Annotated in this window: 16 protein-coding genes, 5 tRNA genes, 1 other RNA gene and 1 pseudogene; 15 read left to right on the forward strand and 8 right to left on the reverse strand. The window is 69.7% G+C overall.

Going from position 1 to position 24,191, the window contains the following annotated elements; genetic code table 11:
- The 3 genes from radC to F8M74_RS34405 all read left to right on the forward strand — a co-directional run.
- Positions 1-695: DNA repair protein RadC (gene radC, locus F8M74_RS34395; protein WP_163884695.1), on the forward strand; the 695-nt coding region annotated here is incomplete at its 5' end.
- On the forward strand, positions 695-946 hold the full coding sequence (locus F8M74_RS34400; protein WP_141258514.1) for a DUF3006 family protein: 252 nt from the start codon (positions 695-697) through the stop codon (positions 944-946). The genes radC and F8M74_RS34400, both read left to right, overlap by 1 nt.
- A 46-nt stretch (positions 947-992) precedes the next feature.
- Complete coding sequence (locus tag F8M74_RS34405; protein WP_141258506.1) at positions 993-3,080, forward strand: ATP-dependent DNA helicase RecQ; 2,088 nt, start codon at positions 993-995, stop codon at positions 3,078-3,080.
- A gap of 13 nt (positions 3,081-3,093) precedes the next feature.
- On the opposite strand, the gene F8M74_RS34410 is transcribed toward F8M74_RS34405, so the two are convergent.
- Complete coding sequence (locus tag F8M74_RS34410) at positions 3,094-3,477, reverse strand: hypothetical protein (RefSeq protein WP_141258507.1); 384 nt, start codon at positions 3,475-3,477, stop codon at positions 3,094-3,096.
- 1 nt (position 3,478) lies between these two features.
- Positions 3,479-7,207 (reverse strand): tetratricopeptide repeat protein, encoded by a 3,729-nt coding sequence (locus F8M74_RS34415; RefSeq protein WP_141258508.1) that lies wholly within the window; start codon positions 7,205-7,207, stop codon positions 3,479-3,481.
- A gap of 90 nt (positions 7,208-7,297) precedes the next feature.
- On the opposite strand from F8M74_RS34415, the gene F8M74_RS34420 reads away from it, so the two are divergent.
- Positions 7,298-7,750: a hypothetical protein gene (locus tag F8M74_RS34420; protein ID WP_141258509.1), complete on the forward strand. Its 453-nt coding sequence runs from the start codon at positions 7,298-7,300 to the stop codon at positions 7,748-7,750.
- Between the two features lie 400 nt (positions 7,751-8,150).
- Here F8M74_RS34420 and F8M74_RS34425 read toward each other — a convergent pair whose 3' ends face one another.
- The 5 genes from F8M74_RS34425 to F8M74_RS34445 all read right to left on the reverse strand — a co-directional run bounded on the left by F8M74_RS34425 (position 8,151) and on the right by F8M74_RS34445 (position 13,146).
- A complete protein-coding gene (locus F8M74_RS34425; protein WP_011552040.1) occupies positions 8,151-9,074 on the reverse strand; it encodes an SDR family oxidoreductase in 924 nt (307 codons plus the stop codon).
- 35 nt (positions 9,075-9,109) lie between these two features.
- Positions 9,110-9,964 carry a lysophospholipid acyltransferase family protein gene (locus F8M74_RS34430; protein ID WP_141258510.1) on the reverse strand — a complete coding sequence of 285 codons (855 nt, stop codon included), beginning with the start codon at positions 9,962-9,964 and terminating at the stop codon, positions 9,110-9,112.
- Positions 9,965-10,092: 128 nt separating this feature from the next.
- Positions 10,093-11,031: a polysaccharide deacetylase family protein gene (locus F8M74_RS34435; RefSeq protein WP_141258511.1), complete on the reverse strand. Its 939-nt coding sequence runs from the start codon at positions 11,029-11,031 to the stop codon at positions 10,093-10,095.
- A gap of 17 nt (positions 11,032-11,048) precedes the next feature.
- Complete coding sequence (locus F8M74_RS34440; protein WP_141258512.1) at positions 11,049-11,759, reverse strand: glycosyltransferase family 2 protein; 711 nt, start codon at positions 11,757-11,759, stop codon at positions 11,049-11,051.
- A 73-nt stretch (positions 11,760-11,832) separates the two neighbouring features.
- Positions 11,833-13,146, reverse strand: a complete 1,314-nt coding sequence (locus tag F8M74_RS34445) for an NAD(P)/FAD-dependent oxidoreductase (protein WP_141258513.1) — start codon at positions 13,144-13,146, stop codon at positions 11,833-11,835.
- A gap of 206 nt (positions 13,147-13,352) precedes the next feature.
- Between F8M74_RS34445 and F8M74_RS34450 the strand changes: the two genes are divergently transcribed.
- The 9 genes from F8M74_RS34450 to ffs all read left to right on the forward strand — a co-directional run bounded on the left by F8M74_RS34450 (position 13,353) and on the right by ffs (position 20,797).
- A complete protein-coding gene (locus F8M74_RS34450; RefSeq protein ID WP_141607828.1) occupies positions 13,353-18,149 on the forward strand; it encodes a tetratricopeptide repeat protein in 4,797 nt (1,598 codons plus the stop codon).
- Between the two features lie 147 nt (positions 18,150-18,296).
- Positions 18,297-19,577: a serine--tRNA ligase gene (serS, locus tag F8M74_RS34455; RefSeq protein ID WP_141258815.1), complete on the forward strand. Its 1,281-nt coding sequence runs from the start codon at positions 18,297-18,299 to the stop codon at positions 19,575-19,577.
- A gap of 93 nt (positions 19,578-19,670) precedes the next feature.
- Positions 19,671-19,757 (forward strand) — tRNA-Ser (locus tag F8M74_RS34460).
- A gap of 44 nt (positions 19,758-19,801) precedes the next feature.
- A tRNA-Ser gene (locus F8M74_RS34465) sits at positions 19,802-19,891 on the forward strand.
- 29 nt (positions 19,892-19,920) lie between these two features.
- Positions 19,921-19,997: transfer RNA gene (locus F8M74_RS34470), tRNA-Arg, on the forward strand.
- 21 nt (positions 19,998-20,018) lie between these two features.
- On the forward strand, positions 20,019-20,483 hold the full coding sequence (gene tadA / locus F8M74_RS34475) for a tRNA adenosine(34) deaminase TadA (RefSeq protein ID WP_090491911.1): 465 nt from the start codon (positions 20,019-20,021) through the stop codon (positions 20,481-20,483).
- Between the two features lie 5 nt (positions 20,484-20,488).
- Positions 20,489-20,575: transfer RNA gene (locus F8M74_RS34480), tRNA-Ser, on the forward strand.
- A gap of 12 nt (positions 20,576-20,587) precedes the next feature.
- Positions 20,588-20,674 (forward strand) — tRNA-Ser (locus F8M74_RS34485).
- 30 nt (positions 20,675-20,704) lie between these two features.
- An RNA gene (gene ffs / locus F8M74_RS34490) (signal recognition particle sRNA small type) lies at positions 20,705-20,797 on the forward strand.
- A gap of 60 nt (positions 20,798-20,857) precedes the next feature.
- Here ffs and F8M74_RS34495 read toward each other — a convergent pair.
- Complete coding sequence (locus F8M74_RS34495; protein WP_141258813.1) at positions 20,858-22,240, reverse strand: glycosyltransferase family 39 protein; 1,383 nt, start codon at positions 22,238-22,240, stop codon at positions 20,858-20,860.
- A gap of 232 nt (positions 22,241-22,472) precedes the next feature.
- Between F8M74_RS34495 and dnaX the strand changes: the two genes are divergently transcribed.
- Complete coding sequence (gene dnaX / locus F8M74_RS34500; protein ID WP_141258812.1) at positions 22,473-23,681, forward strand: DNA polymerase III subunit gamma/tau; 1,209 nt, start codon at positions 22,473-22,475, stop codon at positions 23,679-23,681.
- A 73-nt stretch (positions 23,682-23,754) separates the two neighbouring features.
- Positions 23,755-24,191 (forward strand): annotated as a pseudogene (locus F8M74_RS37580) (hypothetical protein); the annotation flags it as partial.

A 24,191-nucleotide genomic window follows, 5' to 3' on the forward strand; every position in this document is an offset into this window, starting at 1 on the left:
AGTCGCGGGAGCGCCTCTTCCGGTTGGGGGCGGCGGCACTCACCGACCCGGAGCTGTTGTGCGTGGTGTGGAGCTCCGGGCCTCGCGCGCCTGGAGCGTGGGCGGTGGCGGGGGCACTGCTGTCGGAGGGCGGGGGGCTGAAGGGACTGGTGCAGCAGGAGCCCCTGGCGCTGAGTCTGCGGCCCGGCGTGGGGCCTGTCCGGGCGGCGCAGGCACTGGCCGCGCTGGAGCTGGGCCGCCGCTCGCAGCGTGCCCGGGAGCGCAGGCCCAGGCTGCGCACGCCGAAGGAGATTGCGGCGTACCTGGCGCCGGTGCTGGGGGCGCTGCGGCGCGAGGTGTTCCACGTCTTGTGCTTCAACGCGCGCAACGTGCTGGTGCATGACGCGCGCGTGGCGGAGGGCACCATGAACACCTGCCCGGTGGACCCGCGGGAGGTGTTCGCCGCGGCGCTCACCTCGCGCGCCACGTCCATCGTGCTGGCGCACAACCATCCTTCGGGGGACCCGGAGCCCAGCGTCCAGGACCTGGGCCTGACGCGGCATCTGGTCGCGGGGGCGCAGCTGCTCAACATCAAGGTGCTGGACCACGTGGTGATGGGAGACGGCGGCTACGTGTCGATGCTGGAGCGCGGGCTGATGCCGGACGAAGCACAGGAGAAACGGCGGGCGTGGAGCGCGAATGGAGGCGGCGGATGATGGTGAGCATGGTGGGGCTGTGGGGAGCGGTGCAGGTGGAGCTGCTGGAGGACGTCCGGGCGCAAGTGGTGCGGCTGGACACCGGACAGGCATGCACGGTGGAGCGCGCGTCGCTGCCCAAGGGCGTGCGCGAGGGTGACGTCGTGGTGGATGGCCGGCTGGAGCCAGGGCAAACGGAGGCGCGACGGCAGGACGTCGCGCGGATGCGAACGCGGCTGGCTGTTCCGGTTCCACCAGGGCTCGACCTTTGAGTGGAGGCCGCGCGTCGGCCTCGTTTCCGTTGACGGCTGGACCAGGATGATGAACATGCGCGCGATGCCGGTGGCCCTGCCCTACCTTGAGGAAGCACAGCAGGGGCTGGTCCGCCACTTCGGCCTGTCCCAGTTCCGGCCGGGGCAGGACCAGGTCATCTCCTCCGTCTTGAGCGGCCGCAACACGGTGGTGGTGATGCCCACCGGCGCGGGCAAGAGCCTGTGTTACCAGCTGCCCGCCACGCTGCTGCCGGGGCTGACACTGGTGGTGTCGCCGCTGATTGCCCTGATGAAGGACCAGGTGGAGCAGCTCACCGCGCGCGGCATTCCGGCGACCTTCATCAACTCATCGCTGTCCGACCTGGAGCGCGCGGAGCGGATGCGCAAGCTGCGCGCGCATGAGTACAAGCTGCTCTACGTAGCGCCCGAGCGCTTCCGCAGCCAGAGCTTCCTGGAGACGGTGTCCGCGCTGGGCGTGGACCTGCTCGCAGTGGACGAGGCGCACTGCATCTCCCAGTGGGGGCACGACTTCAGGCCGGACTACGCGCTGCTCGGACAGGTGCGAAAGCGGCTGCGTCCGCCGCGCACGGTGGCGCTCACCGCCACGGCCACGCCGGAGGTCCGCGCGGACATCGTGCGCGTGCTGCTGATGAAGGACCCGCAGGAATTCGCCATGGGCTTCGACCGCCCCAACCTCTTCCTGGGCAAGCAGGAGGTGGGCGGCGACGCGGACCGGCACGAGGCCTGCGCACGGCTGGCGTCCACGGGCGGGAGCGGCATCGTGTACTGCTCCACGCGGCGCGCGGCAGAAGGCATCTTCTCCGAACTGCATGGGCGCGGGGTGAAGGCGGTGCTGTACCACGCGGGCATGGACGATGACGCGCGTCGCCGCGCCCAGGACACCTTCATGTCCGCGAAGGAAGCGGTGGCGGTGGCCACCAACGCCTTCGGCATGGGCATCGACAAGCCGGACATCCGCTTCGTCGGCCACGCCAACATCCCGCGGGCGGTGGAGGCGTACTACCAGGAGATTGGCCGCGCGGGCCGCGACGGACAGCCCGCGCGCGCGGTGCTGCTCTTCAACCACTCGGACGTCTTCACCCAGGAGCGGCTCATCCAGAGCAGCCACCCGGCCGAGGCCATCTTCGGGGACGTGTGGAACGTGCTCCAGTCGGTGGAGGAATTCGAGAGAGGCGTGCACGCGCTCGCGGGCACGGTGAACGCCAGCGAGTTCGAGGTCTCCGCGGCGCTACGCATCCTCGAACGCGAGGGAAAGGTGGAGCGCGGTGGCCGAGGCGAGGGCGAGCACGGCATCACCCTGCTGGAGAAGGCCGCCTCGGCGCAGCCGCACTCGCCGGACGCACAGCGGCTGCTCAAGTCCCTGCTGGAGACGTTTCCCGTGGGCCGGCAGGTCACCACGGAGTTGCCCATCCTCGCGCGCCGCATCGGACTGTCGGTGGACGAAGTCCGCCACGCGCTGGGCCTGTTGGAGAAGGCCCAGGTGGCCACGGTACGGCGCCCCTTCGCCGGTCGCTCCATCCGCGCGTTGGAGCGGGTGCCCTTCCGCGAGCTGGGGCTCGACCTGAGCCACGTGCGGGAGCAGGAGCGGCAGAACCTGTCGCTGCTGCGGCGGATGACCGAGTACGCCTATACGGACCGGGACAAGAAGTGCCGGCGCTCGGCCATCCTCCACTACTTCGGCCAACGCGACACCAACACGTCGTGTGGCAACTGCGACGTGTGCACGCCGGAGAAGATGCCCACGCTGCTGGCCCACGGGCCGGCCGCGTCGCGCGCCCGAGGCACGGGCTCCGCGGCAGCGCCGGTGGTGACGAACTACAGCGAGCTGGCCTCCACGGAGCTTCGGCGCTGGCGCAAGGAGCTGGCGAAGGACCTGGGCGTTGCCCCGTTCATCATCTTCAACGACGCCACGCTGCTGGGCCTTTCCGCGGCGCTACCGGTGGACCGGGAGGGCTTCCTCGCGGTGAAGGGCACCGGGGAGAGCCGCTGGGAGCGCTTTGGCCCCAAGGTGGTGGAAATCTGTCTGATGGCGCGCGCCGCGGGCCACGAGCCCCAGGCCGTGCCGGACGCCGCGGTGCGCGCGCGCAAGCCCACGATTCGTCGCCGGAGCTGAAGTCGCGGCCCCCTCAGGGGTGCCGGCGTCCGCCCTCGCGCAGGGAACGGCGCGCCAGCAACGTCCGGACGCCGCCCATCACCGTGCCCACCACCATCGCGAGCAGGAAAATCACGACCATGGTGGTGACGCCGAACACGACGCGCACGCCCACCTCGGAGATGCGGCCGGAGAAGTAGGCCGCTCGCAAGGGCTCCATGGCCCCCGTCAGCTCCAGGGCCCGTGCCGGCAGCGAGTCCAGCGACAGTGACAGCCGCTGGAGGAAGCGCGAGGGGAAGTAGCGCAGGGCAATCTCCACCCCGAGCCCCAGCAGCAGGTAGATGAGCGACAGCAGGAACGCATTGCCCCACATGATGTGCAGCAGTGGGGAATCCGTCCGGGAGGAGAAATACCTCACGCTACCTCGCCGCCTTCTTCTTGAGGCTGGGCAGGGCCTTCTTCACCCGCGCGGCCTCATTAGAACCACCGGCCAGCTTCAGGAACGCCTCGTAGGACTCCACGGCTCTCGGCAGTTCACCGGGCTCGCGCACCAACGCATCCGCGAGCGCCAGGCGCGCCAGGCCGTCCGCGGGCTCCAGCTCCACGGCCTTCTCCAGCGCGGCCCGGGCTACGTCCTCCTGCTTCTGCTTGAGCGCCACCATTCCCAGTGCAAGCTGGGCGCGCCCATCGAAAGGCGCCAGGCGCACGGCCTCATCCGCCGCGGTACGGGCATCCTTCACGGCCCCCGCCCCCAGCAGCGCGCGCGCCATGGTGGCCCGAGCGAAGGCCTTGTCCCAGACAGTCGGCGCCCTGGCCGCCAGGTCCTCAAGCGTCCGGGCGGCGCCACGCCCACCGCCCGGCAACTGCGCGTACAGCTCTCCCACCCGGCCACAGGTGGCATCGGGCCCTTCCCGTCGGGCCGCGGCGAAGGCCGCCTCCGCGTTGCCACTGTTGCCCTGGCGCATGAAGGCGAGGGCAATCTCACAGAACGTGCCCGCGTCCTTCGGGTCCAGCTTGTTGGCGCGCTCCAGTGCGGAGAAGCCGCCCCGCGCGTCACCCGCGCCGAAGAGGATGGCCGCGCGAAGCTTGTGCGCCTCGGCATCATCCGACGCCAGCTTCACCGAGCGCTGCACCGCGCCCTCCGCGTCCTTGCGGCGACCAGAGTGGAACAGCGCCAGCGCGAAGCCCTTGTGCGCGGCCGCGCTCCCCGGGTTCTCCAGCTGCCACGCCTCGAACTGCTTGAGCGCGTCCTGCGTCCGCCCCAGGGCCAGCAGCGTGCGCCCCAGCGCGTCCCGGGCCTCGCCATGCGCGCCGTTGCGCTCCACCGCCTGCGTCAGCGGCTTGAGGGCCATGTCGGGCAGCCCACGCGACAACATCAACCGCCCCAGCGAGCACGCGGCCTCATAGTCACGAGGGTCCTTCTGGGCCTCCTCGAACAGGGCCTGCGCCTTGTCGTAGGCCCGCTCGCGCCAGTAGAGCTGCCCCAGCGCCAGCCGCATGTCATTGCGAGGCCGCTTCGCCGCGTGCAGGGCCTTCTCCAGCAACTCCCGCGCCTGGGCACCGTTGCCCTCAGCGGCATCCGCCAGGGCCAGCCAGGAGACGGCCTCCGGAGGATACCGGTCATTCACACGCGTGCGCGCCAGCTCCGCGCGGGCCTTCTTCCAGTCTCCCAGGCGCGCATACGCGGCGCCGCGCACCAGGGCCACCTTGCGGCCCCCGTCGGCCTCCAGACGGGTGAGGACCTCGCGCTCCCGGTCACGGTCCAGCAGCGCGCGGCCCAGCCCCTCGCGGGCCTCTTCGCTCTTGGGTCGAAGCTTGAGCGCGGCCTCGTAGGCGGCCTGCGCCGCATCCAGCGTCCCTGCCACACGACTGGCGGCGCCGAGCGCGAGTTGGAACTCGAAGGCCAGGGGGCCCTGGGTCCCCTTGGAGAGCAGCGCGCGGGCCTCGGAATGCTTGCCCTGAGCGGACAGCAGCTCGCCGTGCACCAACTGCTGGCGCGCCTTCAGCGACGAAGGAAGCTTCGGGTCCTCCGCGAGCCGCGCCACGTCCGCCAGCGCGGCCTCCAGGTCCTGATACAGCGCGAGCCGAGCCTCCGCCTGGCCGATGCGGGCCGAGGGGTGCTCGGGGGATTTCTTGCGCGCGCGCTCGTACATCTCGATGGCCTGCGGAAAGTCCTCGGAAGCCTTGTAGTAATCACCCAGGGCCACCAGCGCGCGGACGTTGGAGCCAGAGGCACGAAGCGCGCGGTCAAAGCGTTCGAGCGCCTGCTTCTCATCCTTCGCATCCAGCAGCAGGCTGCCGGCGAGCGCATGGACCTCGGAGCTGTCCTGCTGCGAGCCCAGCAGCGCGCTCCGCGCCAGGGCACGTCCGCGCTCGTCCGCCACCAGCACGTTGGTGACCAGCACCTGCGCGGGGGCCGCGTCCTTCACGCCCGGCCGTTCCAGCGCTTCCAGAGCCTGGCGTCGGTCCTCGGAAGCCTGCCCATGGTCCGCGTAGCGCAGCGCGTGCGCCCAGGCCGTCAGCGCCCAGGCCCGGCTGCTGCTTTCGTCCATGTCCCGCGCCTTCTCGAGCTGCGCCAGCGCGGCATCCAGCGAGGCCCCCGTGTCCTGGATGATGAGGTCCTCGGCCCGGGCCAGCGTCTCGCTCAGCGTCTGTCCGCCCTGGCGCGCGCGGATGTTGACGAAGCTGAAGACGACGATGGCCAGCACCACCACGCCCACCACGGCCCCAGCGGCCTTCACGCCATGCCGGGCGATGAACGACGTCTTCGCCGCCTCACGCGCCAGCTTCGCCCGCAGTTCCTTCTCGTACTCGGCAGTGAGCGCTTCGGTGTCCGGCTTGCGCGCCTTGGCCTTCGCGGCGGTGGCCGCGGGTGCGGGCGCCGCGTCCGGGATGTCCTCCAGCAAGGAGCGCTTGCCCCCAGAACCTCGCGGTGTCGCGGGCGTGCTCGCCACGACGGGCCTCGGCGCTGTCGGCTCGGGAGGAGGAAGGTCGCCCAGGAGACCACCCGCGCCAGAGGCCCCGGCGTCCTCGGCCGGAGCGGCCCCGGCCTGCTGTCCATCCACGTCACCGCTCGCCTCGGGCTCCGAGGCCGCGGCAGGCTCCTCCGCGACGGACACCTGTTGCGTCGGCTCGTCGGCGACAGCGCCGGAGTCCCGCTCGGCGTCAGCGCGCTGCTCGAGCGCGGAGTCCTCCGAGGGCGCTTGGGCCACGGAAGCCACTTCATCTGCGCCACGCGGAGGGGCATCGTCGTCACCCAGCCCCAGGTCCAGGCTCGGAAGCTCCGCGCCCAGGACGGACGACACCGGCACCGGCCGGTTCAACAGGCCCAGCGAGGCGCTCGCGTCACGGCCCCCGTCAACACCGTCCCGCGGAGCCGCGTCACCCGAAGGGACCGCCGCTCCGCCCTGCTCCGCCGCGCCAACGTCCGAGCCCGCCTGAGCGTTCCCTTCCGCGTCCACGTCCGCGTTCGTGCGGCCCTGCCCCGCGTCCTTCGCGGAGGCTTCGGATGCCACATCCGCGCGAGCCGCCACCAGGGCGTCTCCCGCCGGCATCGCACCGGCGCTCGCGGGCTTCAGCTTCGCCGCGTCACCCAGCGCGGCGGCGCGCAGCCGGGCAGCGGCCATGGGCGCCACCGTGGGGCTCGAAGGCTCGTCCTTCGACGCATCCTCCGGCGACGCGTCCTCATCCGACGAGGGCTTCTCCAGCCCCATCAGGTTCGCGAACACAGGAGCCGGGCCACCCGCGAACGCCTGCTCCGTCTGCTCCAGCCACTGCTTCACGCGGCCATCGTTCGGCTGCAGCGCCAGGGCCTTGCGAAGAATGGGAAGCGCGGACCGGTACAACCGATGCTGGAGCAGCACCTCGCCAATCAGGTTGTAGGCGTAGGGGTTGTCCTTCTCGATGGAGATGGCCTGCTCAAACTGGTCCATCGCCTCCGCGGGCCGGCCCTGCTGGATGAGGGCCTTGCCCCACAGCACGCGCCCGACGACGGATGCTGGGTGGTGGGAGATGCCTTGCCCGCAGACCTCGATGGCACGCGCGGCGTCCCCCTTTTCCAGCAGGGCCTTGGCGAGTTCGACGAAAACGGAAGAGGTGGGGTCCTGCCGGAGGAGCTGCTCGTAACGCTCCACCATCGACTTGGCCATTGCGCTCGCGACTCCGGTGCTCGGGCGGGGAGCCGGACCATACCACCGCTCTCTCGTCCGACGCTGCTGCCGGGTGGTACCCTCCCCACCGTGAATCGCCTGCCTGCCCTGCTCCTCGCGCTCGTCCTCGGGGCGTGCGCAACCACGTCCAAGAAATCCAACCTGGAAGCACTCAAGCCCACCGTGGAGCGCTTCCACCAGGCCCTCCGGTGGAAGGACTTCCGGAGCGCCACCCGCATCCTCGTCCCCGAGCGGCGCAAGGACTTCCAGAAGGCGCGCCTGGCGCTCAACGACGACAAGGACCTGTCCATCACCGACTACGAAATCGAGGACGTGAAGCTGTCCGACGACGGGCACCGGGCCACGGTGCAGAGCCGCATCCAGTGGATGCGCCTGCCCTCAGCCTCCGAGCGCACCGCCGTCGTCACCTCGGAGTTCGTCTTCCGGGACGGGGCGTGGCTCCTGGAGAGCCAGGACGACGGCCCCTTCGAGGGCGAGCTGCCGAGCCCGAGCACCAGCCCCGAGCAGCCCCCATCCCCCTGAAAAGAAACCGCCCACCGTCTCGGGGCCGGCCGAGGCGGTGGGCGTCGGGAGCTCCCCTATGGAGCGCCCTACAAGAAACCGCCCACCGTCTCGGGGCCGGCCGAGACGGAGGGCGTCGGGAACTCCCCCATGGAGTGCCCTACAGTTTGACGGGGCGACACCGTTGCCGGGCCCATGTCGCCGCGCCGTGACGGGCAGCCACTAGAGCAATGGGAGTGCCAAGCACCGCGCCTGGAGCGGGCACTGGCGGATGGCTGGAGATTCAAGGGGTTACAACGACTGGCCGCCTGACGCCGCCCTGCCCCCGGAGTAGGCCTCTGACATGTCTGTCAGGGGCCCCCGGGCCAGACGTCGCGCCTGGCCTGACAACAGTGTCAGGGGGCCTCGGACTTTCCAGCAGCTAGTCGCCCTGGACGGAGCGGATGGTGTCGCGCATGGAGTGGCGCGGCTTCCAGGCCACGTCCTTCACCCAGCGGCTGCCGTCCACCGCACATAGGAACTGGATGTGGTCCAACTCCGGCGGCGGGAAGTTGGCCAGCCGGTACTTGAACAGCATGCCCAGCAGCGGGCGGGCCACGGGGTGCGGCACGGGGATGGGGGTATTGCCGAGCTCGCGCATCACCGCGGACAGGGGCACCTCGCCGGGGCCCACGACGTTGTAGACACCCTTGGGCTCGGGGCGGAGCGCCTCCACCATGGCGCGCGCGACGTCCTCCACATGGATGAGCTGAACCATGGGGTCGAAGCCCGCCATCATCCAGGGCCGGCGCATGCGCAGGTAGTTGGACGGCGCGTTCTTGATGGTGGGCCCGACGATGTGGACGGGCCGGAGGATGACCGTCTCGATGTGCGGGTGCTTCCAGAAGAAGCTGTGCGCCAGCATGTCCACTTCGATGAGGTCGCGCACGCCGGAGAAGCGGCTGGCGGCCATGAGCGGCGCGTCTTCCGTGAGGAAGTTGGAGTTGTCCGGGCTGGGCCCGTAGACGTTGGCCGAGGACAGGACGACGACCTTCTTCACGCCGTACTTCGCGCAGTACTCCAACAGGCGCGTGGTGCCCACGACGTTGAAGGAGTGGTGCTCCTCCTCGCTCATCCGGGGGTCATGCATGATGCCCATGTGGATGACGGCGCGGATTTCGTTCTTCCGGAAGACGTCCTCCGCCTTCTTCTTGCGGAGGTCGAGCTCGTACATCTCGACGTCCTTCGGCCGTCCCGCGAAGGGCCGCCGGTCGATGCCGATGATGCGCTCGTGCTTGTGCAGCAGCTTCGCGAGGGTGCGGCCGAGGTTGCCGCTGATGCCCGTGACGACGACGGCCGGTTTCATGGAACTCCCCTCCTTAGCACCGCCGCGTCTGGCACTCACCAGAACACGCCCTGACGCTCCTTGAGGCCCTGGTGGAGCATGGATTGGATGGACGCCTTCACGGTGCGGACCTTCTTGTCCAGCTCACTGTCCTCGTCGTCCGGGCGCCCGGAGAAGTGCAGCGGCTCCCCGAAATAGATGCGGTACTTCGTGGGCAGGGGAATGGGCAGGCCCGTGGGGGTGATGGGGAAGGACGGGAAGCCCAGGAGCTTCGCCACCGGCTTCAGGTCCATCAGCGCCGGGGCCTGCTCCTCCGCGCCAATGACGGCCACGGGAACGATGGGCGTGTTCGTCTCCAGCGCCAGGCGCATGAAGCCCAAGCCGAACTCCTGGAGCTGGTAACGCTGGGGCCACAGCTTGTTGATGCCGCGCGTGCCCTCGGGGAAGACGAGGATGGCCTCCTCCGACTCCAGCAGCCGCCGGCAGTTCTCCGGCGTGCCCACAATCTGCCCCACGCGGGCCATGAAGGTGGACACGTACGGGAGCGACGACACCCACTTCTCCACCATGCTGCGGATGACGCGGGACGGGCTGGCATCCAGCATCATCGCCACGCCAATCATGGCGCCGTCCATGGGCAGCTGGCCGGAGTGGTTGGACACCAGCAGCACCCGGCCGGCGGGCACGTGCTCGATGCCAAACGTCTCCACGCGGAAGTAGTTCCGGTAGAGCCACAGGAGCGGGGCCACCGCGGACAGGCTGTAGTCCAAATCGAAGCCGAACGGGTCCACCCCGTACTCGTTACCCGGGCGCGACAGGCCATGGAGCCGCTGCTTCTGCTCGGTGCTGGCCAGCCGGTCCGTCCACTCGCGCAGGCCCTTCTTCACTCGGTCGGTGACGTTCTCCAGCATGGGGGCTCTTTACACCACCAGCCCCGCCGCCGGGAGGGGCCGTTGGCCCTGGCGAAGCAAGCGTGCCCCACGGACGCCCAGGCCCGCTGGGACGTGCGCTGTCGGACAGTGCCTCTCGTGGGAAGGCCCTACACCGAGGCCGACAGCCGCCCGGCGACGTCGCGCAGCGTGAGGACCTCGCGCTCCGACTTCAGCCAGCCGAACACCTCGCGCAGGCGCGCCATCTTCTGGGTGGCGCTGACGCGCAAATCCCGCTGCTGCCGCACCAGCTCCGGGGGAATCCCGTCCGACGCGTCCAGCACGTCCACGCCGTGCAGCTCGAAGTTGAAGAAGGTGTCCCACCGGCACGTGCGCCACAGCGCGTGCAGGGACGCGCGGGGCAGCGTGGTGGCGAAGGTGCCGATGAGGGGAAAGCGCAGCGCGGGCGTCACCGTCATGGGCAGCTCCAGCACGGTGCCCGAGCCCCGCCGGTAGGGTTGCGCCGGGTCGGGCCGGTACGGCACCCGAGGCGCCAGCAGCACACGGGGCGTGTCCAGCACGGAGCGGGACGGACGCCCCAGCACCGACAGGGCCCCCATCACCGCCGCCTTCGCCGAATAATACGGCACGGCGGGGAAGGCCGAGGAGCCGTACCGGTAGCCCAGCGCCGCGGTGGCCGCGTACAGGTCCGCGTTCAGTGTGTAGCCCGGCGCGCGGAACCCCTCCGGCCGCACACCCGTGGCCGCGAGGATGGCGGCGTCCGCGCGCGCCAGGTCCGCGTGGATGGCCTCGGGGCCCCGGCGTGTCAGCGCATAGTCATGGGCGTGGCTGTGGCTGGCCACCTCGATGCCCGCCTCGCAGGACGCGCGCATGCCCGCCACGGCGACCGGGTCGGACTCCAGGTCCTCACCGATGACGAAGAAGGTCCCCGGAATGCCCAGCCCGTCCAGCAGCTCCCGGAAGCGAGGCACCGCCACCGCGTGCACCAGCGAGCGGGCGCGTGCGTCCAGCAACGACTCCGGCAGGCCGTGGATGCGGCAGTAGTGGGGCAGCGAGTCGAGGTCGACGGAGATGGACGCCAGCCGCACGGTGCGCCCTCCCCGGCTCAGGTCCCGCGGACGCGGATGACGTAGAACAGCTTGCCCACGTTCTTGAGCACGTTGGGCACGCGCTTGAACAGGTGGATGGAGGGCTGGCGCTTCTCGTGGAGCTGGATGGGAATCTCCATCACCCGCAGGCCCTCGCGCCACGCGCGGATGACGAACTCGCTGGCGAACACGTCCATGTCCACCACGCACTTCTGGATGACGGGCAGCAGCGCCTCGCGGCGGAACGCCTTCAGGCCGTGCGTGTCCGTGCCCTGGAAGCCCAGCGCCACCTTCAGCAGCTTGTTGTGCACCCGCGTGGCCGCGCGGCGAATCAGCGGGCGCTGGTCACTGGCGCCCTTGGCCGCCTTGGAACCCACCACCATGTCCGCCTCGTCCCGCTCCAGCCGCGGCAGCGCCGCGTCGTAGAAGGTCAGGTCGCACAGGTCGATTTCATCGCAGATGACGTAGGTGCCCCGAGCCTTGAGGATGCCGGCCTTGAGCGCCACGCCGTAGTTGGGCGTCTCCGAGTGGAACCAGCGCAGGCGCGGGTTGTTCGCGCACAGCTCTTCGAGGATGGCCGGCGTGGCGTCGCGCGAGCCGTTCTCCGCGAAGATGATTTCGTAGTCGAACCCGCGCGCGTCCAGCCCCTGGCGCAACTCCTCCGCCGCCGAGGCGATGATGGACTCCTCGTTGTAGACAGGGATGACGACGGTGAGGTGCGGGGCCATGAACTCGAACAGAGATGGCTAACACGCCCCAAGCCACCCGTCGACACAATGCGACGGGTGGGCGGAGGGGATGTCAACCGTTGAGTGTCCTCGCGCACGCACGCCCGGCGAGGATGGCGTCTTCCATGGAGGAGTACTCCCACTGCCCATAGCGGCCGGCAATCTGGATTCCGGCATGCTCCAGGAAGCGCAGAATCTCCGACTTCGCCGGTCCGTAGGCGTCGTCGTAGAGCACGTAGGCGTGGGGAATCTCGCGCGCATGGGCGAAGAGCACGTCGTCCGCGGCGTGAATCATCTGCGAGCGCACCAGGTCCTCCACCGCGTACTTCTCCGCCGCGGCCAGGGACAGCTCGCCGTGGTGGCTGTACTCCACGTAGAAGGTGGACGTGTCCGGCGGCGCCAGCGGCGCGTACACCGCGGAGGGCGAGCCGATGCGGTACGTGTGGAACTCCGGCTCCGGCAGGTAGATCCAATGCCAGGGCTGACGGTTGGCCCCCTTCGCGCCCACGGCCACGTAGGTGACGGTGGTGGCGCGCAGCTGCTTCGCCGCGTCCTGCACCGTGTCGGGCACGCCGGCCTCGCCCTTGGCGAGCAGCTTCACCAACCCGGGCAGGGAGATGCTGGACACCAGCCCCGCATAGGGCTGCACGCTCCCGTCGGACAGCGTCACCTTCCGGGCCTTCCAGTCAATGGCGGTGGGCTCGGTGTGGGTGCTGAGCTGGCCGCCCTTCAGGTGGCTCAGCATGGCGCGGGCAAGGCTCTCGATGCCGCCCTCACGCGGGTACAGGAACGACGCGTTGTAGCCGACCGCGTCGCTGCCAGCGCCCAGCGCGCCGTCCACCACTTCCTTGAGGTTGGGACGGGGCACGAAGCGGCCCACCCAGGCTGCGGACATCTCACGCGGGTGCACCGTCCACAGCTTCTGGTTGTAGGGCACCATGAAGTTCTTCGCGAAGCCCTCGCCCATGTAGCGGAGGATGAACTCCTCGAAGTTGCGCGGCTCGCGCTCGCGCAGCTCGCGGCCCTTCTCACCGTAGACGGCCTCCACGTAGCCGGTGAGGTTCTCCGCCACCACCTCCGGCGGCAGACCGTGGGTGTTCACCTGGTACGGGAAGCGAGTGAACACCCCGCGCGTGAAGATGCCGGCCTTGCGCTGGATGCGGACCATCTGATCCGGCAGCCACAGCGTGTTCACCAGGGCCTGGATTTCCGGGTCGCGCAGGTGGAGCCAGTGACCGGTGGGGTCAAAATAACACCCCTGGATGACCTCGGTCTTGATGAGGCCGCCGACACGGTCGGACTTCTCGATGAGGCGCCAGGGCTTGTTCAGGAAGTGGGCGGTGGAGAGGCCCGCGAGGCCCGCGCCCAGGATGACAATGGGTTCCATTGAGGGGCGGGTCTACCACCTTCCACTCCGGGAACGGCGAATCGAACGTGGAGTGCTGACCGGTGGACGGCGGGAGCCCTCGCCCGCTTGTCCGGGAGGGTGCGCTTCAACCTCCTCGTGCGCGTTCTTTCCGGGCTGGAAACGCCTCTGGTAGCCTGCGCGCACCGCGAAGGCGCTCGGTCCCCCTCTCGCGAGCTCGGAATCCCATGAAAGTCTCCTGCCCGTCTTGCCAGACGAACTACAACATCGATGACAAGCGGATCCCGCCGGGCGGCGCGAAGCTCAAGTGCGCCCGGTGCCAGACCACCTTCCCCATCAAGCTCGATGCAGTGAGCGCGCCCGCGGCGCCTGCTCCCGCCGAGCCCGCCATTCCGCTGCCGGGTGCCGCGTCCGCCGCCCCTCATGCCGCCGCCATCCCGCTGCCCGGTGCCGCGTCCGCGCAAGCCGCCGCCATCCCGCTGCCCGGTGCCTCGTCCGCGCAGTCCGCCGCCATTCCGTTGCCCGGTGCTGCGTCCGCGCAAGCCGCCGCCATTCCGTTGCCCGGTGCCGCGTCCGCGCAGTCCGCCGCCATTCCGCTGCCGGGCGCCGCGCCGACCCACGCCGCCGCGATTCCGCTCCCTGGCGCCCCCGCGTCCACGGGCGCCATCCCGCTGCCGGGCGCCGCGCCGGCCCACGCCGCCGCCATTCCGTTGCCAGGCGCCGCGCCCGCGGGAGCCATTCCGCTGCCGGGCGCTCCCGAGGCGTTCAGCGCCGCGCCCCACGCCGCCGCCATTCCCCTGCCCGGCGCGGCCGCGCCTCAGCCCGCCGCCATTCCCCTGCCGGGAGGCGCCCCGGAGGCCGACCCGTTCGCCTTCGACATGGGCGAGCCCGCCCAGGCCGCCGCCATCCCGTTGCCGAGAAGCGCCCCGGAAGCCGACCCGTTCGCCTTCGACATGAGCGAGCCCGAACAGGCCGCCGCCATCCCGTTGCCGGGAAGCGCTCCCGAAGCCGACCCGTTCGGCTTCGACATGAGCGAGCCCGAACAGGCCGCCATGCCCCTCCCGGGCGCCGCGCCCGAGGAGGACGCCTTCGCCTTCGACATGAGCTCGCCCGCGGAAGCCGCCGCGGCCATGCCGCAGGCAGAGGGCCCGTCCGGAATGGACGCGTTCGGCGACGACTTTGGCGAGCCGGTCCAGGACACCCGCGAGGTGACACGCGTCGTCTCCATTCCGCTGCCGAGCGACGCCTACCGCGAGCCGCCCTCCGCTCCGGCGTCGGGCTACGGCGTCAATGAACCCGCGGGAACGGCGCGCGACTTCGACTTCGAGACCGTCGAAGCCCCCTTCGAGGACGCCGCACAGGGCTACGGCGTGAACGCGCCCGCGAGCACCGCCAGGGACTTCGATTTCGCCGATGACGCCCTGCCCGTTCCCGTCGAGGCTCCGCCCGCCGAGGACGCGTTCGCCTTCGACATCGAATCCTCCAGCGGTGCCGCCCAGGCCCAACCGCCCCAGGCAGACCCCTTCGCCCTGCCGCCCCCTGCGGCCTATGCGCAGCCGGCCGCCCCGGTGGACGACCCGTTCGCCCTGCCGCCGCCGGACATGGCGTCCCAGACGGACGCCTTCGCGCCGGACGCGTACGCGATGCCGTCCGCGCCCGAGGCCTCGCCCTACGCGATGCCTCCGCCCGCCGCGGGAGCGCCGTCCTTCGACTTCGCCGAACTGCCCGTCCCCGCGAACGCCGATCCGTTCGCACTGCCCCCTCCGGGAGCGGACTTCTCCGACCTGCCCGCGCCCGCCGCGCCCCAGGCCCTGGAGTTCGCGGACCTGCCGGCCCCCGCCGCACCGGACCTGTCGTTCGACTTCAACGAGCCGCCCGCGCCCGGTGCGGACCCGTTCGCCGTCGACTTCAGCGACCCACCGGCCCCCGGCCCCGCGGCGGATCCGTTCGCTGCCGATTTCGGCTCCGCGCCAGCGCCTGGTGCGGATCCCTTCGCCATCGACTTCTCGGAGCCTCCGGCCCCCGCGCCAGCCGTCGCCGTCAACCCGGCCGTGGACTTCGGTGACGTGGACTTCGGCGCGCCGTACTCGCCCGGCATCCCGGACTCGCTCGAGTTCGACCCCACCGCCCGGCCGGATGACGACCTGGAAGCGGACCTCTCCGACCCGCTGCCGCCGCCGCCCAACGCGGGCCCCGCGGACGGCCTGGAGATGCTGTCCTTCATCGACGACGCCGCGGGCAAGGACGGCGGCGCCCAGGCGGGCGCCAAGGTGCGCCGTTTCCACGTCCGCCGGCGCTCGGGCAAGGTGTTCGGCCCGTTCGACGAGGGCGTCATCGTCAAGATGCTCGAGGACGGGCAGCTCCTCGGGAACGAGGACGTGTCGCTGGACTCGGAGACCTGGTCCGCCATCGGCACGGTGCCCACCTTCGCCGCCGCCATCCAGCGGCTCATGGAAGGCCCCGCCAAGCTGGTGACGCCCACCGCGGCGCCCGCTGCGGCCGCCGTCGACGCGCCCCGCGTGGACGCAGCCAGCCCGCAGGCCAACATGAAGCGGCTGGAGCAGCTCTATGAAGGCCGCATGGCCGCGGTGTCCGTGGTGGACCGCAGCGGCAACACGGAAAAGTGGAAGAAGCGCGTCCCGCTGATGATTGCCGCGGGCGTCGCCGTGGTGGTGGCGGGCATCGGCGCGGGCACGGAGTTCGGCACGCGCTACGGTGCCTTCGGCCGCCGCGCCCTCTTCCCCGCCCGCCTCTCCGACGGCTCAGCCGAGGCGAAGCAGGTGGCGGACGCGAAGCAGGCGCTGCTCACGGACACCTTCGCCAGCTACAAGCAGGCCCGCGAGCTCAGCGCCAAGGTGCTCGCGCAGAAGGAGTATCCGGAGGTGCGCTCGCTGTGGTGCCAGTCCGTCTACTACCTCCAGCGCCGCTACGCCGCGGGCAATCCGAACGAGATGAGCCGCTGCCGTCAGGACCTGGCGGACATCGAGTTCCTGGGAGAGAAGGACGTGGACGTCATCAAGGCGTCCGCGGCGATCGCGCTCACCTCCCGGCAGGCGGACTCGGTCATCCCCACCCTGAGCGGCGCCTACGGCCGCGAGGATACCCAGGGTGACCTGGAGCTCGCCTTCCTCCTGGCCGAGGCCTACTCGCAGAAGCGCGACGAGAAGCGCGCCCTGGACACGCTGAACAAGGTGCTTGCGAAGAACCCGAAGTCCGCCAAGGCCCACCACGCCGTGGGCAACCTGCACCAGGCCGCCGACCGCGCCGACGAAGCCGCCGCCGCCTATGCCGCGGCCCTGGAAGCGGACCCGAAGCACGTGGCCTCCGCGGTGGAGCTGGCCGCGGTGGAGCTGCTGGTCCGCAAGGACGTGGCGAAGGGCACGGAGGCCGTTGAGCGGGCGCTGGCCGAGGACGTCCAGTCCGCGCTGGGCCCCGCGGAGCTGGCGCGCGCCCGCGGCCTCAAGGGCGTGGCGATGTTCCAGAAGCACCAGCCGAAGGAGGCCGAGGCCGAACTCAAGGCCGCCCTGGAAATGGACGCGAAGTCCACCTTCCTCCGGGGCCAGCTGGCGCGGGTGCTGCGCGCCCAGCGCAACTTCGATGGCGCCCTGCCCATCTACAAGGCGCTGGCGACCGAGGAGCCCAACAACCTGGAGTTCGCGGACGGCCACATCACCGCGCTGGTGATGACCGGGAAGATGCAGGACGCGCTGGAGGCAGTGAAGAAGGCCAACGGCGTGTTCCCCAACGAGGCGCGCATCGCCTACCTCTACGGACGCATCGAGGACGCGCTCGACAACCTCTCCGACGCGGAGGGCCACTACAAGCGCGCCATCGCCGCGGACGACAACCTGGTGGAGGCCCGCCTCTACCTGGGCCGCTTCTACCTGGCCCAGCGCCGCAACGCAGAGGCGCGGCCTCAGCTCGAGGAGGCGGCGAAGAAGGCACCGGAGAACGCGGGCGTGCGCGCGGGCCTCGGCGAGCTGGCCCTGGCGGAGAACAACACGCTGCTGGCCCAGCAGGAATTCGAGCGCTCCGTGAAGCTCGACCCCATCCTGGCGGACGCCCACCTGGGCCTGTCCCGCGTGGCCCTGCTGACGGACGACCTGGAGACGGCGAAGGCGGAGGCCAACCGCGCCCTGGAGCTGGACCCGCACCTGTTGAAGGACGGCCGGCTGCAGCGCGGGCTCGTGCTGTGGCGCCTGGGTCAGCTGGAAGAGGCCGTGGCGGAGCTGGAGAAGGCCAAGACGGAGGACCCGCGCTCCACCACCATCCCGATTACGCTGGGCGCCGTGCTGCTGGAGCGGGGCGATTTGCCGGGCGCGGAGAGCAACCTGGGCCTCGCGCTGAGCAACGAGCCCTCCAACCACGAGGCGCTCTATTACCTGGCGCTGGTGAAGGCGAAGCGGCTGGAGTTCACCCAAGCGCTGGACAACATGCGCAAGGCCGTGGAGCGGGCCCCCAACCGCCCCGACTACCACTACGCCTACGGCGTCATCCTGCGGGACGCGAAGAACCTGCCGGACGCCATGAGCGCGTGGCGCAAGACGGTGGAGCTGGATGGCACCCACGCGGACGCCCACGAGGCGCTCGGTCATGCACTGCTGGAGGGCGGCCAGTTCGATGAGGCCATCACCTCGTTCGAGGCCAGCCTCAAGGCCGACCCCCGCCGCACGCGGGTGCTGGGCTCCATTGGTGATGCGTACTTCGCCGCCGCGCGCTGGAACGACGCCATCAAGCGGTACCAGTCGGCCCTGAAGGCGGACCCCAAGCTCACCTACGTCTATTACAAGGTGGCCCGCGCCTTCACCGAGCAGGCCCAGCACGCCAAGGCCATCGACTGGTACCGCAAGGCCACCAGCCTCGATTCGGAGAACCCCATGGCCTACTACTACCTGGGCTTCGCCTATAAGGAGCGCAACAAGCGCCGGGAGGCCGTGCAGGCCTTCAAGGACTACCTCTCCCGCAAGCCGGACGCGACCGACAAGAAGGACATCGAGGACGAAATCTACGACCTGCAGAACTGAGGTCGTCGTCCGCCGGACGCCCCCAGCGTCCGGCGCCTCCCCTCCCCCACGGCGTCAGGGCGGAGGGGCGCGCGGCGTCCGGCCTTGAGCACCCCAGATGTGAGGAACCTTGCTGGCCTCACCGGGGGTGACTACAAGGCGTGCTCCATGCTGGACCTCCGGAACGTTGCGCAGAACTTCGATGCGGTGGTCGCCCGGCTCAAGACGCGGGGCGGCAACCTGGATTTGGGCCCCTTCCAGCGGCTCTTCGCCGAGCGCCGCGAGCTGTATGTCTCCGTGGAGTCGCTGGCCGCGCGCCGTAACGCCGCCAACGAGGAGATGAAGCGCAAGGCGAAGGAGGACCCGAAGGCGCTCGACGCGCTCCGCGGCGACCTCCGCGCCGTCTCCCAGGAAATCAAGGAGAAGGAAGCGCGCCTCAAGGACGTGGAGGAGGAACTCAACCGCATCCTCCTGCTCATCCCCAACGTGCCCCATGAGTCCGTCCCCGAGGGCGGTGGCGCCGAGGACAACGTCCAGGTGAGCATCTGGGGGCAGAAGCCCGACCTGCTCTTCGCCCCCAAGCAGCACTTCGAGCTGGGTGAGAAGCTGGGCATGCTCGACTTCGAGCGCGCCGCCAAGGTGTCTGGCAGCCGCTTCACCTTCTACAAGGGCGCACTGGCCCGGCTGGAGCGGGCGCTCGTCACCTTCATGATCGACGTGCACTCCAGCAAGGGCTACACGGAGCTGCTCCCGCCCTACTTGGTGCTGCGCGAGACGATGGTGGGCACCGGTCAGCTCCCCAAGTTCGAGGACGACGCCTTCAAGACGCTGGGCGAGCCGGAGCGCTTCCTCATCCCCACCGCGGAAGTGCCCGTCACCAACTACCACGCGGACGAAATCCTCGAGGGAGAGTCCCTGCCCATCCGCTACTGCGCCTTCAGCCCCAGCTTCCGGGCCGAGGCGGGCGCCGCCGGCAAGGACACCCGCGGCCTCATCCGTCAGCACCAGTTCCACAAGGTGGAGCTGGTGAAGTTCGCCCACCAGGAGAAGAGCCTGGACGAACTCGAGGCCATGACGGACGACGCCTGCGACATCCTCCGCCGCCTGGGCCTCCACCACCGCGTCATGCTCCTGTGCACCGGAGACATGGGCTTCGCCGCCCGGAAGACGTACGACATCGAGGTCTGGCTCCCCGGACAGAACAGCTACCGGGAGATTTCGTCCTGCTCTGACTGCGGCGACTTCCAGGCCCGCCGGGCGAAGATTCGCTACCGGGCCCAGAGGGGGGACAAGCCCCAGCTCGCCCACACGCTCAACGGCAGCGGCCTGGCGGTAGGCCGGACGACCATCGCCATCCTGGAGAACTACCAGCGCGAGGACGGAAGCGTGGCCATTCCGGAGGCGTTGGTGCCGTACATGGGCGGCTTGAAGGAACTGAAACCGATTTGAGTCTGAATCCGGCTTGCAACGCGCGAAGAATCAGGTAGAAGGGCGGCCCCACGGACGTCGGTCCGCGGGGTGCCTAGTCGGCCCCGGTGGTATGGAGGCGTGGCCGAGCGGTTGAAGGCAGCGGTCTTGAAAACCGCAGAGGGTGAAAGCCCTCCGTAGGTTCGAATCCTACCGCCTCCGAGTTTTTGTTCTTGAATTTGTTGGCTCTTTGACAGAGAAGAGTTGGAGAGATGGCCGAGAGGCTGAAGGCACAGGTTTGCTAAACCTGCATACTCGAAAGGGTATCGAGGGTTCGAATCCCTCTCTCTCCGCCACTTGTTGTTGTAGCAGCGCCGGAAGAAATGCTCCCTTAGCTCAGCTGGATAGAGCGTCGGACTACGAATCCGAAGGCCGGAGGTTCGAATCCTCCAGGGAGCGCCACTTCTTTCGAGCAGTTTTTCCATGAGTGACGAAGCTTTCATGCAGCAGGCGCTATCGCTCGCGCGGGAAGCAGCGGAACTCGGTGAGGTCCCCGTAGGTGCGGTGGCGGTGTTCAACGGTGAAGTCGTTGGCACTGGATTCAATCGCCGCGAAGTGGACCGCAATCCGCTCGCTCACGCAGAAATGTTGGCAATGGATGCCGCAGCCCGGAAGATCGGTGCCTGGCGGCTCTCGGGCGTCACCCTGTATGTGACACTTGAGCCATGTGCCATGTGCGCCGGAGGTCTGGTGCAGTCTCGCGTGACACGACTCGTTTTCGGTGCCTTCGATCCGAAAGCCGGTGCGGTGGGTTCGCTGTACAATTTGGTCGAAGAGCCTCGACACAATCACCGGCTCCAGGTCACGAGTGGTATCCTGGCGGACGAGAGCCGCCTGCTTTTGAAGACGTTTTTCGGGCGCTTGCGCGCGAAGAAACGTGACAATTGAATACTGGAGAGCTGGCCGAGTGGTCGAAGGCACCTGACTCGAAATCAGGCATACCGGTAACGGTATCGTAGGTTCGAATCCTACGCTCTCCGCTCCAGATTTTTGGAGAGGTGGCCGAGCGGTTGAAGGCGCACGCCTGGAACGCGTGTATATCTGAAAGGGTATCGTGGGTTCGAATCCCACCCTCTCCGTTGTTGTTTCTGCAGTACGTGGTTACATTCTTTATGGTCGGGACAACGTGGGGGCGTGAACCCCGCCAGGTCCGGAAGGAAGCAACGGTAGCGTACTTCCGCGTGTGTCCCGGCCGTCCTTTTTGAAGAGCCGGTGTCCTGTCAAGGGCACCGGCTCTTCGCCTTTGCGGGCTGGCCGCTCCCCTACTCGCGAGAGAGGATTGTCTCGCGGCCCACCTTCCGGACGATTTGGAAGCCGCCGGCCTGGAGCTCGGCGAGCGCTCGGTCCTCGAAGGTGACGGCGCGGTTGAACGTCCTGTCCCGCAGCGCGCGTTGGAACGCACCGTCGTGGGGCCAATCGCAGGTGAGCCAGGGAATCCGCTTCCCCAGGTAGAAGTAGCCGCCCGAGCCCCACAGTCCCTCATTGACGATGAGCAGCCCCCGCGCGTTGCCCCGGGTGGCGGCGACAATCGCGCGGAACTGGTCTGCCCGCAGGTCCCCGGGTGGGAAGAAGGCGGCCGCGGTCATGCTTGCGACCAGCGCGAGTCCGGCCAGGCCCCACCGCCCGGTTGGCCGAGCAAGCTGGACGAGGCCCGCCGCCACGGGTGGCGCCGCGGCCAGCACGCCCAGCACCAGGCCGGGATAGAGGAAGCGCTCCTCCTTGTGCGCGGTGGCCAGGAGCACGCCGGTGTACACGGCGGCGCACCACAGCGGCAGGGACAGGGCGCGGTGCTGGCGAAGCGCGGCGATTCCCACGGGCACGGCGGCCCAGGCCCAGAGCGGCACGGCGGTGAGCAGCGGCTTCACATAGAAGCTGGGTGCGTCGGCGCCGAACTGAGCTGCGGCCTTGCCCGAGAAGACGTTGAAGCGGACATAGGCGAAAAAGGAGTGGAACGGCGAGCCCCACGTCGCCCAGTCCAGCGCGCCGAGCGCCACCGCCACGCCCAATCCTCCAGCGCACGTGAAGGCGAGCAGTCGCCACCGCCTCGCCGCAGCCAGCCACACCAGCGCCGCCAGGACGAAGATGGCCGACGGGTAACGGGCCACCACCGCCAGCCCCAGGGCCATGCCACCCACGAGCCCTGCCCTTGCGAGCCGCTCTCTCCGGTCCAGCGCCTCCACGGCGACGATGAGCAGCGAGGCGGAAATCGACTCGGCCATGGTGCGCCCCGCGAAGACGAGCAGTGGTCCGTAGAGCCCCACGAGCAACGTCGACAGCAGGCCACCCGCGCTCCCCGCTCGGCGCTGGGCGAAGCGGTACGCGGCCCAGAGACTCCAGGCGTGCAAGGCCACCTGCGGAATGGCCACCACGACGCGGTAGGCCCGCGGGTGGGTGATGCCCAGCAGGTCCGCCAGCTTGAGGAAGCCAGCCAGGACGCCAGGCACGGCCCAGTTGCGGAGGCCGTCACGCCACTCCCAGGCCAGGACGCCGTAGCCGTGGACGCGCCACCAGGCGGGCTCCAGCGACTGGTACACCTCATCCGGGTGGATGCGGCCCAACTGCACCACCGCGATGAGGCCTGGCAGCAGCGCCACTGCCCCTAGCACCCAGCGCATCCAGGTCCGGACCGGCGCCTCTTGGGGCATGGCCCCGGGCGTTAAGGAGGTGGGCTCGGGTGTCGGGATGGAATCAGCGGGCGTGGCGAGGAGGGGGGCGGACACGGGCGCGGCCGACTCTTCCCGCCCGCGTTCCCGGGCGCAAGGTGTGAAGCGTTCGCCTGCCCGCCCTGGGGCCGAGCCCGACGGGGAGTGGAATCCCACCTCGTGGGAGGGCAACGACATGGATCATTCACGCCGCCGTGTTTAGATGACGCCCCCCATGAGCTACCTCGTTCTCGCCCGCAAATGGCGCCCACAGAAGTTCGACGACATGACCGGACAGGAGCACGTCGTCCGGACGGTCGCGAACGCCATCAAGATGGACCGGGTCGCGCACGCGTACCTGTTCTGTGGACCTCGTGGCGTGGGCAAGACGACGGCCGCGCGACTGCTCGCCAAGGCGCTCAACTGTGAGAAGGGCCCCACCGCCCAGCCCTGCGGCGAGTGCCGTGCCTGCACGGAGATTGCCGCCGGCACCAGCGTGGACGTCGCGGAAATCGACGGTGCCTCCAATAACGGCGTCGAGAACGTCCGCGAGATTCGCGAGAACGCGAAGTACCTGCCCCAGCGGGACCAGCACAAAATCTACATCATCGACGAGGTCCACATGCTGTCGGGAGCGGCGTTCAACGCGCTGCTCAAGACGCTGGAGGAGCCGCCCGGGCACGTGAAGTTCATCTTCGCGACCACCGAGGCGCACAAGCTCCCGGACACCATCCTGTCGCGGTGCCAGCGCCACAACTTCCGGCGGATTCCGGCGGCGCGGATGCTTCAGCGTCTCCAGGAAATCTGCAAGGCGGAGGGCGCTGGTATCTCCGACCGCTCGCTGTCGCTGGTCGTGCGCCAGTCCGAAGGCGGCATGCGCGATGCGCTGAGCCTCCTGGACCAGGTGCTCGCCTCGTGCGGCGCCAACCCCTCCGACGAGGAAGTGGCCGACGCGCTGGGCGCCATCGACCGGACGTTGGTGCAGGACTTCGCCGATGCGCTCGTCCACAAGGACGCGAAGCGGGTGCTGGAGCGGGTGGAAGAAGTCTTCAACCGCGGCCTGGACTTGAAGCGCCTGGCCGAGGAGCTGGCCTTCCAGCTGCGGCATCTCTTCGTCACCAAGACGCTGGGCAAGGCGCCCGACGAGCTGGCCGAGTCCGAGCAGAAGGCGCTGATGGCGCTGGCTCAGGACGCGGAGGCCGCGCAGCTCACGCGCTTGTTCGACGTGGTGCACGGCTGCATCTGGGACGTGTCGCGTGCGGCCCAGCCTCGGCTGGCCCTGGAGATGGCGCTGCTCAAGGCCATCCAGTTGTCGCCGGGTGGTTCGATTCCCGAGCTGCTTGCCCGCGTGGACAAGCTCGCGGCGGGGATGGGTGAAGGTTCCGCGAAGTCGAACGCTGGAGCGCCGGGAGGTCGCTCCAGTCCCTCGAACTTTCGCGCCTGAGGCACGACACGACGCTTCCGTGATGCAGGCGGCGGCCCCCGCCCCACGTCCGTGGGAAGCGAGGGGTGCGCCCGTGGCGCAGACGCCTGTGCGCGCCAGCGAGCCGCCAGCGCCGATGGCGCCCGTACGCCAGGAAGAGCCGCCGCGCACGGGGCCTTTCGCCGATGAGGTTCGCCCGCATGAGCCCTTCCATGGCAGCGAGCAGGTGGGAGCCACGCGCCAGGACGAGCAGCCTCGTTTTGCGCCTCCCGGCGCCATGCGTCCGGCCGAACCGCCACCGCCCGGGCCCCACATGGACGGCCTGTCACCGGCAGCGAGCCGCCCCCTGTCGTTCCTCCGCAACGGCGGCGGCGCCTCCCCGTCCTCGCAGGGCTACCAGGCCACGCAGATGGTCCCCTCCGGCCCGGTGATGGAGGGACTGTCGCCTTCCGCCGCGCGCCCGCTCTCATTCCTCCGCAACGGTGGCCTGGCCCAGGCGCCCACGGCCCCTACGCCCCCGCCCTCCGTGCC

This window comes from Myxococcus sp. CA023 (assembly GCF_010998615.1).
In the GTDB taxonomy this organism is placed as follows: Bacteria; Myxococcota; Myxococcia; order Myxococcales; family Myxococcaceae; genus Myxococcus.

Bases quoted from the DNA above. Each gene is read 5' to 3' on its own strand.
- F8M74_RS34400 (WP_141258514.1), top strand. From the start codon at position 695: ATGGTGAGCATGGTGGGGCTGTGGGGAGCGGTGCAGGTGGAGCTGCTG.
- F8M74_RS34405 (WP_141258506.1), top strand. From the start codon at position 993: ATGATGAACATGCGCGCGATGCCGGTGGCCCTGCCCTACCTTGAGGAA.
- F8M74_RS34415 (WP_141258508.1), bottom strand. From the start codon at position 7,207: ATGGCCAAGTCGATGGTGGAGCGTTACGAGCAGCTCCTCCGGCAGGAC.
- F8M74_RS34425 (WP_011552040.1), bottom strand. From the start codon at position 9,074: ATGAAACCGGCCGTCGTCGTCACGGGCATCAGCGGCAACCTCGGCCGC.
- F8M74_RS34430 (WP_141258510.1), bottom strand. From the start codon at position 9,964: ATGCTGGAGAACGTCACCGACCGAGTGAAGAAGGGCCTGCGCGAGTGG.
- F8M74_RS34440 (WP_141258512.1), bottom strand. From the start codon at position 11,759: ATGGCCCCGCACCTCACCGTCGTCATCCCTGTCTACAACGAGGAGTCC.
- F8M74_RS34445 (WP_141258513.1), bottom strand. From the start codon at position 13,146: ATGGAACCCATTGTCATCCTGGGCGCGGGCCTCGCGGGCCTCTCCACC.
- F8M74_RS34450 (WP_141607828.1), top strand. From the start codon at position 13,353: ATGAAAGTCTCCTGCCCGTCTTGCCAGACGAACTACAACATCGATGAC.
- serS (WP_141258815.1), top strand. From the start codon at position 18,297: ATGCTGGACCTCCGGAACGTTGCGCAGAACTTCGATGCGGTGGTCGCC.
- tadA (WP_090491911.1), top strand. From the start codon at position 20,019: ATGAGTGACGAAGCTTTCATGCAGCAGGCGCTATCGCTCGCGCGGGAA.
- F8M74_RS34495 (WP_141258813.1), bottom strand. From the start codon at position 22,240: ATGCCCCAAGAGGCGCCGGTCCGGACCTGGATGCGCTGGGTGCTAGGG.
- dnaX (WP_141258812.1), top strand. From the start codon at position 22,473: ATGAGCTACCTCGTTCTCGCCCGCAAATGGCGCCCACAGAAGTTCGAC.